The following is a 9,386-nucleotide window of genomic DNA, read 5'->3' as shown; positions in this document are numbered from 1 at the left end:
AGTCTGATAGCAATGGTTTGGGTAGTGGAACGGGCAGAGTTTTTTCTCTGATACTCTCTATGTGAATCCTATACTGCTTTTCAAAGTAAACAGACCTTCAACTAGTTTTGTTGAACGTCAACTTTGTCCGCATTCCGGAAGTTGGCCCAATTTTGCCGAACGTCCGGCCCTGTTGAAAGCAGACATCGTACACAGAATGACCGATTTCGTGGACTTGAATGTCAGCTTAATGCCGAAAGCGGTCGCTACGTAATACTTGCGCAAGTTCCGCTTTGCGGACTTTCCGGACTCGTGCAGCCGCAGCGAGTGCGATCGGTGAAGTAAGCTAGTGGTCTTCGCGCCTGCGGCGACGCGAGTTCGCCAGCGCAGCGATTTTCCCCTGACGCGTCATTGGCCGGCGCCTTCAACCGCCGGATCCGTTGCCGTCATTCGCTGCGCCGGTGTGGAACTGGGAAGATGCGGACGAAGCTGGCTCCCATGCCGAAGCCCTCATCAGGGTCCACCAGTTTATTATCAATCGAAATTAGACTATCATGTCATGATTGGCAGGCAATTCCAGAGGCACCCGTAGCGTTCACGGGTGTTTCTCCTGCTCGCCCACGAGGATTTGCACATGATCGCGATGCCTCAAGAACGAAAACTCACGACCATACTGTCGGCAGATGTCGTCGGTTACAGCGCGATGATGAATCGTGATGAGAGCGGGACGCTCGCATCGTTGAAGGAACTGCGCCGGAATCTCATCGAACCCAAAATTGAACAATACCACGGACGAACCATAAAACTCATGGGCGATGGAACGCTTATGGAGTTTTCAAGCGTTTTCGACGCGGTCTGCTTTGCGGTGGATATTCAGCACAAGGTAGACGAATTCAATGCAAGCCGGGACGAGGAACCGATCCTGTACAGGATCGGCATCAATGTCGGCGACATTATCGTAGATGAAGAAGACATTTACGGAGACGGAGTGAATATTGCTGCCAGGCTTGAGGCTCTGTCCGATCCGGGTGGCATCTGTCTTTCGGGTTCCGTGATGGAGCACATCGCCGGAAAACTCGATCTCGACATTACGCCGCTTGGTGAACGACTGGTCAAGAATATCCCGACTCCAATTCTTATCTACAAAGTCGAGCGAAACGCGAAAGCGGCCAGCCTCTCGACGCCGATGCTGGAAGTGCAATCGCCACCCTCCAAGCGCCAGTTCACCCCTTGGATCGCGGCAGTCATTTTGGCCGTGCTATTCCTCACAGGTCTTGCCGTTTGGCAGCCTTGGAAACCCGAATTCGCCCGCGCGTCCGTTGACCGGATGGCCCTACCATTGCCAGACAAGCCGTCGCTTGTCGTTCTCCCATTCGAAGATTTCAGCGACAGCAAAGAAAACGAGTATTTTGCCGACGGAATGACAGAAGATCTCATCACCGATCTCTCCAAGATATCAGGTATCTTCGTCATCTCGCGCAATTCAAGTTGGACCTACAAGGACAAGGCCGTCAGGTCGCAGCAAGTAGCCGAGGAACTGGGCGTGCAGTACATACTGGAAGGCAGTGTCAGGCGGGCAGGAGATCAGGTCCGCGTGAACGCGCAGCTCATCGACGCGCTCGGGGGGCATCATATTTGGGCCGATCGTTATGACAGCCAGATTGAAGATGTCTTTGCCTTGCAGGACCAGGTTCTTCGGGAAATTACCACCGCTCTTGCCGTTCAGCTGACGGCGATTGAAGAAGGTGGATTGGAACGCGCGGAAACAGAGTCTCCGCTGGCATATGACGCTGTTCTGCGTGGCCTCGACCTTTTGCGACGTGACAACGAAGACGCTACCGCGGAAGCGATCTCTGCGTTCGAGAAAGCGATTGAACTCGATCCCGACTACTCGCGAGCCTATGCAGGGCTGGCTGCGGCGCACTGGCGTATTGTTCAAAGTGTTTGGTTCCTTGCCGCCGGAGGCGGCTTCGAACGCTCTTGGAGAGAGGTCTTGAAAAACATCGATAAAGCGATGGAGGCTCCCTCTGCGCTTGCCTATTCGCTAAAAGCGCAGATTCTCGTTGAACAAGGGCGTCACTCCGAGGCGTTTGACGAGTTGGACAAGGCGCTCGCTCTGTCACCGAGCGATCCGGATATACATGTTGCAAAGGCAAAAGTACTGAACGCCACCGGTCGGGCTGCCGAAGCGGAGGCTGCGCTGCGTTACGCGGTCCGATTTGACCCCTTGCAGACCACGCGCTACCTGCGTGAGTTGGGCGTCGCGCAACTTCATCAAAGGAAATACCGGGAAGCGGTAAGCACGATGCGGCGTGTCATTGCAAGGGAAAACGACAGTGCGCCGGATATCATGACCCTTGTTTCCGCTCTCGGCCATCTGAACGAAACAGATGAAGTGCCCGCCTTGATCGAAAAATACAACGAGATCGCGGTCCCTTCTTTTTATGACCCATTCACTGCACAGGAGAGTCTTCTGTGGTGGTACGGAGACATGTTTGGATACGACCCCGAATACAGGCAGCACCTTTTTGAGGGGTTGGTCAAAGCAGGGGTTCCGGAAGGTGCAGGGAGTGATCTGAAATGGTCGACGGTACGCGAACTCGTTTCTCAATCAGAGGGGCTCTATTCGGTCGAAGATGTTCGCATGATCTCAACAGAGGAAGCGCATGAACTTTGGAGGAATAACGCCGCGGTTTTCGTGGACGTTCGTGCCGAACTCGACTTCGATGCCGGTCATATCCCTGGCGCACACTTCCTGTCGTTGATGGTCGGACTTTCACGCGAAGCGTTGATGGAAATCGCGTCAAAAGACGACACGCTGATCTTCAGCTGCCATGGACCACACTGCCCTTATTCTGCATATGCCGCAGCTAAGGCGCAGCTTTGGGGCTTCGAGGAGCCCCGCTACTATCCCGGTGGGTTCCCCGCATGGCAGGAAGCGGGTTTGCCCACAGAAACCACTGAAAGTCAGCAATAACGACATTCATATGAAGGGTGAATTTCTTGTTTGGGTTCAGAGCCCGAATTAGCGGCGTCCGGCGTGAACGTCGCCTACCGATGGGCGAATGTCTCCGGATCGACAGAGACGGCTAAAGATCAAGAACTTCGCGCTCTTGACGAACGGCAGGTTTCATGCAGCCCGAACTCAGCGACCTGCCGCGGTGGCATTGAGCGGCTCAGAGCCCATAGCGACCGATGCTACGGTGGCCTTCAACGTCGGCGATGCGCAGATGCGGTCATGGCGTATCTGCTGAGAATTCGGCATTCCGGGTATTGAGAGCGGCTATTGTCGTATCTCGAAGACCTTGAGCTGAAGGAGAGACAGCCATGAATAATTATGTTGGCTTAGATGTGTCCCTGACCAATTGCCCAGATTGTGTGTTGCAAGAGGATGGCACGCGCGGTTTTGAGGGTGAGTGTTCGACTGACCCGGACGCGATCAGCGAGACGATTTATCTATATGCTGTCTGCGTTGAACGGTTCTTGCATGAGCCTGTGCCGCTCTCAATTTGGCTCTCACGCGAGTGCGATCGCCTTGCTGTGCCGGTGGTGTATCTTGAGCCCGAAGAGGACATTTCGCGGCAGTGGAACGGTTTGCGGATTGAGTTACTCTCCGTAAATAGAGAGCGTTCTATGACCCGCCATTTTGGAATGGATCAAAGGCCGATGATGCATTAACAATCAAACGGGGGCAGCCAGATGAGGCTGCTCATGATATATTTGCTGGCAGTTGGGTTTCGGGTTGCGGCTTTAGCTCCGTTTCATCCGTTGGCGCTACAAGACTCTGACTACGCAATCTCTCGTGCTTCGGCGAAATCGCGGGCATTACGGTGCCGGTGCTTGTTTTTGTATGGCTTGCATTTGCCTGGTTCATGAGTGGATCCCTCGCGGCGGTGCTCTCCACAGCTTATGGCCAAGCACTTGTTATCAAGGCAATGCTCTTTTTCGGGTTACTGAGCCTTGCTGCCTTTAACAAACTGAATTCGTCCCCGCGTTAGAATATGGTGGCTCAGACGCGGCGTCTAAGTTGCGCCGTTCAATCAAGATTGAGGGCTTTGTTGCCCTCTTGATACTTATTACGACAGCAACATGTTCTTCTGTAACGACTCCGCCTGTGAACCTTTATGAAGAGTAGACTTATGACATCGCTTTCACGTCGCTTATTTGTAACTGGTCTATCTGCGGTCGGAGCAGTTCCCTTGCTACCAATAAACAGCCATGCCAACGGAACTCAGTCGGTACTTCGAGCAACGACATCAACAGCGCAACTCACCCCTGAAGGGTATCCGCGAACGGATGTTTGGGCCTATGCCCAACAAGGTGCCGGATCAGTTCCAGGTCCTGCGATAAGGGTTAAGGCCGGCGAGCGGGTGTCGCGCACGTTGCTGAACGAACTGCCACAGCCTACAGCTGTACACTGGCACGGCATCCGTATCGACAATGCAATGGATGGTGCGGCTCCGCTCACCCAAGCACCTGTGCCAACTGGAGGCGAGTTTGATTACGATTTTGTCTGCCCCGACCCCGGAACATACTGGTATCACTCCCACAACCGGAGCCGAGAGCAGGTGGCACGCGGACTTGCAGGTCCATTGATCGTGGAAGACACCGAGCCCTGGCTGGGCCTGTCCGGCGCGGCAACTCGCGAATTGATCCTCGTGCTAGATGACTGGTTACTCAACGAAGATGGATCGATTGTAGAGGATAGATGGGACGATCTTCATGCAGCGGCTCATGCAGGACGGATGGGCAATACAGGGACAGTAAATGGACAGTCATACCCGGAGTTTGCGCTTCGCCCCGGGGAGCGTGTGCGCCTGAGGATGATCAACTTCGCAACCGACCGGATCATGCCAATTCGCCTGCCTGACCTATCCCCGACCCTGATCGCGCTGGACGGTCATCCCGTTGCACCGCGTAGCCTGGAAGTCTTGGAACTGGCGCCAGCGCAGCGGGCCGACATAGTCGTTGACGCACCGGCGACCTCTCCAGAAACGACCAGTCTCCTGGTCGACATTGGAAGAGGAAATCAAGTGGAGTTTGCCTCGTTCCGTATGGAGGGCAAACCGGTACAGCCCTCGGAAGAAAATGTCCGACCATTACCACCGTGGAAAACACTGCCAGAGGTTGATTTAGCATCTGCGCAAAACCAACCGCTGCTAATGAACGGTGGTGCCATGCGGGGTATTGATGAAGCCATTTATCAAGGCGAGACGATGGATTTCCGCGAACTGACATCTCGCGGCATGGCATGGGCATTCAATGGGGTCGCCCATGGTATGGAGGAACCATTGTTTGTGGCAAGGCTTGGTAGAACCGTGCGCATGGAGTTGGTCAATCGCTCAGCGTTCCCACACGGCATACATATCCACGGACATCATTTTACTGTCCTGTCACGCAACGGTGTTTCTGCCCCTTACAAAGACGTACGGGACACCGTTCTCATCCTTGCTGATGAAACTGTCGAGCTGGCTTTCGTCGCGGATAATCCTGGCAAATGGATGATCCACTGTCATATGTTGTCACATCAGGCGACTGGGATGATGGGTTGGTTCGAAGTCGCTTAATCATATGAACCCTAGGTCTACATCGCGGAAATTGAATAGTTCAGTGACGAATGTCCGCTCCGGGCTGGAACTGTCGAATGAACCTGCTGCATTTCGGCGGCAGGACAAACGCATCTGAGATCCTCTGCGAACCTATCACAGTTTGATGTTTGTAATACTTAGGTAAACATAGTTCCGTCCGCTTTATCCGCCCCTCATGCGTTAATGAATTTATCCGAGCGCAAAACAATGTCCGATTTCGACACGATTCCCGATGCTATCGGTTGAATTCGAATGAGTTGCACGGAAATTTCAGCCGCTAAGTGAAACTGACATGCAGTTCTTAATCGGAGGATTCATTGGGATTGTTGTTTTCGTTTTATTTTAGTGCATTCGAAGGTATGAATACCTTCAATGGTCACGTATTTTTGCTAGTTCAAGTATTTGCGCAGGTCAGCGATGGAAGGATCTCTTTCGAAGAAGAAACTGATCAGGCTGGCCAAGCAGATCAATGCGGGCGAGCGGATCAGCGCAGAAGTCGCTGCGCTGTTTCTGGATCACAGCTTTCCCGACAATACATCTTTCGGAAGATTCATGCTGCGGGTTGCAGCATGGATTTCTTTATTCTTCGCTTCCGTTCTGGTCATTTTTCCCGAGGTTGGTGAGAAACTGATCGAGATCCTGCCCGGCTTTTTTCTTCTTCCCGAACGGCTGGCCAAAGCGCTCGACTATCTATGGGGATTGGTTGGCAAACCGGTTAAGAAACAGCATCTTATGTACCACCTTCCAAACATTATTATTTACGCTTTTGGCGTTGCCGGGGTCCGGTTGCTTTGGCGGAAAATCCACAAGAACAACTGGAAAGATCAAGTAGAAGAGGCTCGAAAAAAATTTGAAACCGCAGTTGTCGAGGGAACGGGACGCTTTGACTTCGCACCAGGGTTTTCGTTTCTCTTTGCCGGCGACGGCGACCGGATCGCAAAAAGTCTGGTTTTGGATAATCCCACGCTCGGACCAACAATCTCTTCTGTACGTCCTAACTATTCGCCGCTATGGGGGCGCTTTTCGGCTCTAGATGGTGAAGACGGATTTGAAAAAGTTCTAGACCAGTTCAATGCAAAGGATGCGGGCGAATATGTTCTTTTCCCCGTCGTTGACGATCATTTGTTCCTACCGGGACCCGAGGAATACGACACTCCGCCTTATCGCGTCGAGATTGCTGTTCGACGAATCCGGGAATTTGAGAAATCGCAGGACTGGAAAAAAAAACGTATCCTCATTGTCGGAGATCGAGAACAAGCGAGCCGTTTTGTAACTGCCTCGGAAAACGGGATTGTCGAATCCGAGATCGATCGGGTCACGCTGAACTCAATTGCGCGGACATATGAGAATGTGACACTGGTCGACCCAACCGATGTGACTTTGCGAAAGATCATCGAAGTCGCCAATGGCAGGCAGATACTGTTTAGGGCATCAGTGCGAGGAGACGAAAAATACCGCGCGGCCTTCTATCATCGATTGGCTTTGCTTGGTTATAAACCTGCGCGTGAGGGCAGCCTTACCGTCGGTTACGATGTGACCGACCTGGAAACCGAACACCAGATTGTTGCTAAAGGTCATTCGGATTATTTGCCGGTCATACTGTCCCGAGAAGTGTTCGATCTGTTGTCCGAACGATATCTGTCTCAAGGTCAATTCATCTTCGTTCCTCAATTGATCAAGAAAGAGCTTCAAAAGCTGGTCGCAACCGACAAATTTGAATAGCGACAACCGCGGCCAATTTGCCATGCGCGCCCAACTGTTTTGTGCTTCTAGCTCGTTAGATCGCAACGGAGTTTGACCCCTATCGAAAGACTGAACTAAATGGACAGGTAATCAAGGCAATAAGCGTCTTAGAGGGTTACGCACAGGGGCTGCCAACATACATCATTTGTGTTAATGTGGAGCTTTCGTAGTTCGAAGCTGCGCTTGTCTTACTCTTGGGTCTCATTTCGACCAGAAATCCCGAACCGGAACATTGGCAGGCAAAGTCAACCTGTGGTTTTTCCCGCCCTCCAGCCACTCCCGGTACCGCGTCGAACCCAATTAAGACGGGGATTTAACCTAGTTTGATCGCATTACACGTTTGCTCTCAAGACCAACGGACAATGTACATCGGCAAAATTGCAACGTTATAGCGTAGTTGCTTATAGAGGTGATTTTAATCAGCTGCCCCGAGTCGATTACCATCAGATAAGATCAACGCGGGGCTGTAGGAAAATGCTAGGTAATCAAAGAGATGAACGCACTCAGTACGTGAAACATTCTGATATTCCGATCCTTGCCGATTTATGTATCCAAATTGGACATTAGATGGTTCCAACTGCTTCAAAAGTCGGAGCACGCAACGCGTCACTGTTTTTTGCCGAACGACCGTATTGAGTCCAACTCAGTCGCTTTTCAAATCAGCGCTCTTACAAGTGGCGGTTCAAAACGATATTGAGCTTACTGGTTGTTGTTGGACAGGAGCGGTCTCGACTTAGAACCGAAGACCGAAACCTACCGAAAAACCGGAAAATTCTTCAGCAACTACACCGTTGAGCATTAAACGTCCCGCTTGAACGGCCGGTAACCCGATCAAACGAGTATCAATCTCAAGTCCGATACCGGCCGTTGCTAGCCAATCGGTATCAAGAACGGTTGCACTGTCACCGTGATACAGCACAACGCCAGCATCCAGAACAAGTTGCGTTGGGAGTTCGAAGATTTTGACGTCTTCCAGCGGATAGCGATGACGTGAGAACAGGGTTGTTTGATTAGAACTCGCGCTTGCGTTCCCAGCCTGCGGCTCGTTGATCGGGTCAAACTCCAAGAAAGTTTGGCGGATGCGATATTCTGCCTGCCACCGTCCAATTTGTGCCTCTCTGAAAATGCTAAGCGAAGCCCCAATGCCGAATGCATTCAAATTTCCATCGATCAATTCGTTGGAGCTGGATCCCGCCCGCAACAATGGAAAGTCGCCAAGAATGGCATCAGCAGTTACTTGGCCAAGTGAGGCATGTCCGACCGGTCGGATCTTCCACTCATTAACCAATGGAAACTCCCAGCCGATGCCTACAGTTGCTGCCACACTGGACCAAGTTACATCCAACTCAGTACCGGAGGCGATCTCTGGGAAAAAGAGTACTGGATTATACTTTTGATAGGCAACAAGACCTTCTAAATACAGCCCGTTTCCAAACGGCTTGTAGCCTCCTCGCAGCTGCGTCGAGCGTAGACTCTTGGTACCTCCGGAAGCATCAAGAAATGAAAACGACGATAAAGTCTCGTTTGGGGTGGCAGCGATACTCAAGACAGACAAAGCCGCTCGTGCAGCAGCCTCGGAGGCATCAGGATTTACGCTTTGAGCAAGGGACGGATTTGTCGTATTTGCTGCCCAAAACGCAGCGAAGGCAAGGAACCGTCTCAACATATGAGCTTATTAACCAAAAGAAGGCAAAGCGATGTCTCGCAATCCTAGCATTTCTCGGACAAGAATGCCGCGCCTTTTTCGACATTTGTTTTGATTTTATTCAAATTGGTCCCGGTTATGAAGTTCTAAGAAAAACCGTTCCAGTTCTTTATTGGTTTATAAGCCAATTTCGCCGATCGATGGTGCCGGAAACAAACGACAGCTTTGTCCGCGAAGCCGGGCGTTGCCCTTGGAATCATCGCCGCATCTTGCCTGAACATCCGCATTTCCTTCAACCGTGCAGTGGAAGGGATGCGGCGGCGCAGCGGTTCGTTATGCTGCGACCGCGCGCAAAGATTTCGCGGTTGGTCCGCTCTGGGCTCGCTGCAGTCATCTGAGTCTTTCTGTCAGATGACCGCTTGTGAACGGAA

6 protein-coding genes are annotated in these 9,386 nt (G+C 52.0%); 5 read left to right on the top strand and 1 reads right to left on the bottom strand.

The features are described 5' to 3' along the window. Nucleotides 1-613 precede the first annotated feature (613 nt). From GOV38_RS22115 to GOV38_RS22100, 4 genes are all read left to right on the top strand, one after another. Nucleotides 614-2,956 carry a tetratricopeptide repeat protein gene (locus GOV38_RS22115; RefSeq protein ID WP_171210384.1) on the top strand — a complete coding sequence of 781 codons (2,343 nt, stop codon included), beginning with the start codon at nt 614-616 and terminating at the stop codon, nt 2,954-2,956. 350 nt (nt 2,957-3,306) lie between these two features. Continuing rightward, complete coding sequence (locus GOV38_RS22110; RefSeq protein WP_171210383.1) at nt 3,307-3,657, top strand: hypothetical protein; 351 nt, start codon at nt 3,307-3,309, stop codon at nt 3,655-3,657. A gap of 461 nt (nt 3,658-4,118) precedes the next feature. Further along, entirely contained in the window at nt 4,119-5,546 is a 1,428-nt protein-coding gene (locus GOV38_RS22105; protein ID WP_171130345.1) for a multicopper oxidase family protein, read from the top strand. Nucleotides 5,547-5,984: 438 nt separating this feature from the next. Further along, nucleotides 5,985-7,289, top strand: a complete 1,305-nt coding sequence (locus tag GOV38_RS22100) for a hypothetical protein (RefSeq protein ID WP_171210387.1) — start codon at nt 5,985-5,987, stop codon at nt 7,287-7,289. A gap of 754 nt (nt 7,290-8,043) precedes the next feature. Here the strand turns inward: GOV38_RS22100 and GOV38_RS22095 are convergent. Continuing rightward, entirely contained in the window at nt 8,044-8,865 is an 822-nt protein-coding gene (locus GOV38_RS22095; protein WP_171210386.1) for an autotransporter domain-containing protein, read from the bottom strand. A gap of 59 nt (nt 8,866-8,924) precedes the next feature. On the opposite strand from GOV38_RS22095, the gene GOV38_RS22235 reads away from it, so the two are divergent. After that, a complete protein-coding gene (locus GOV38_RS22235; RefSeq protein ID WP_171210385.1) occupies nt 8,925-9,353 on the top strand; it encodes a hypothetical protein in 429 nt (142 codons plus the stop codon). The last annotated feature ends 33 nt before the right edge of the window (nt 9,354-9,386 follow it).

The organism is Ruegeria sp. HKCCA5839 (assembly GCF_013035585.1).
GTDB lineage: Bacteria > Pseudomonadota > Alphaproteobacteria > Rhodobacterales > Rhodobacteraceae > Ruegeria.
This window is presented reverse-complemented; position numbering and strand designations above follow the sequence as displayed.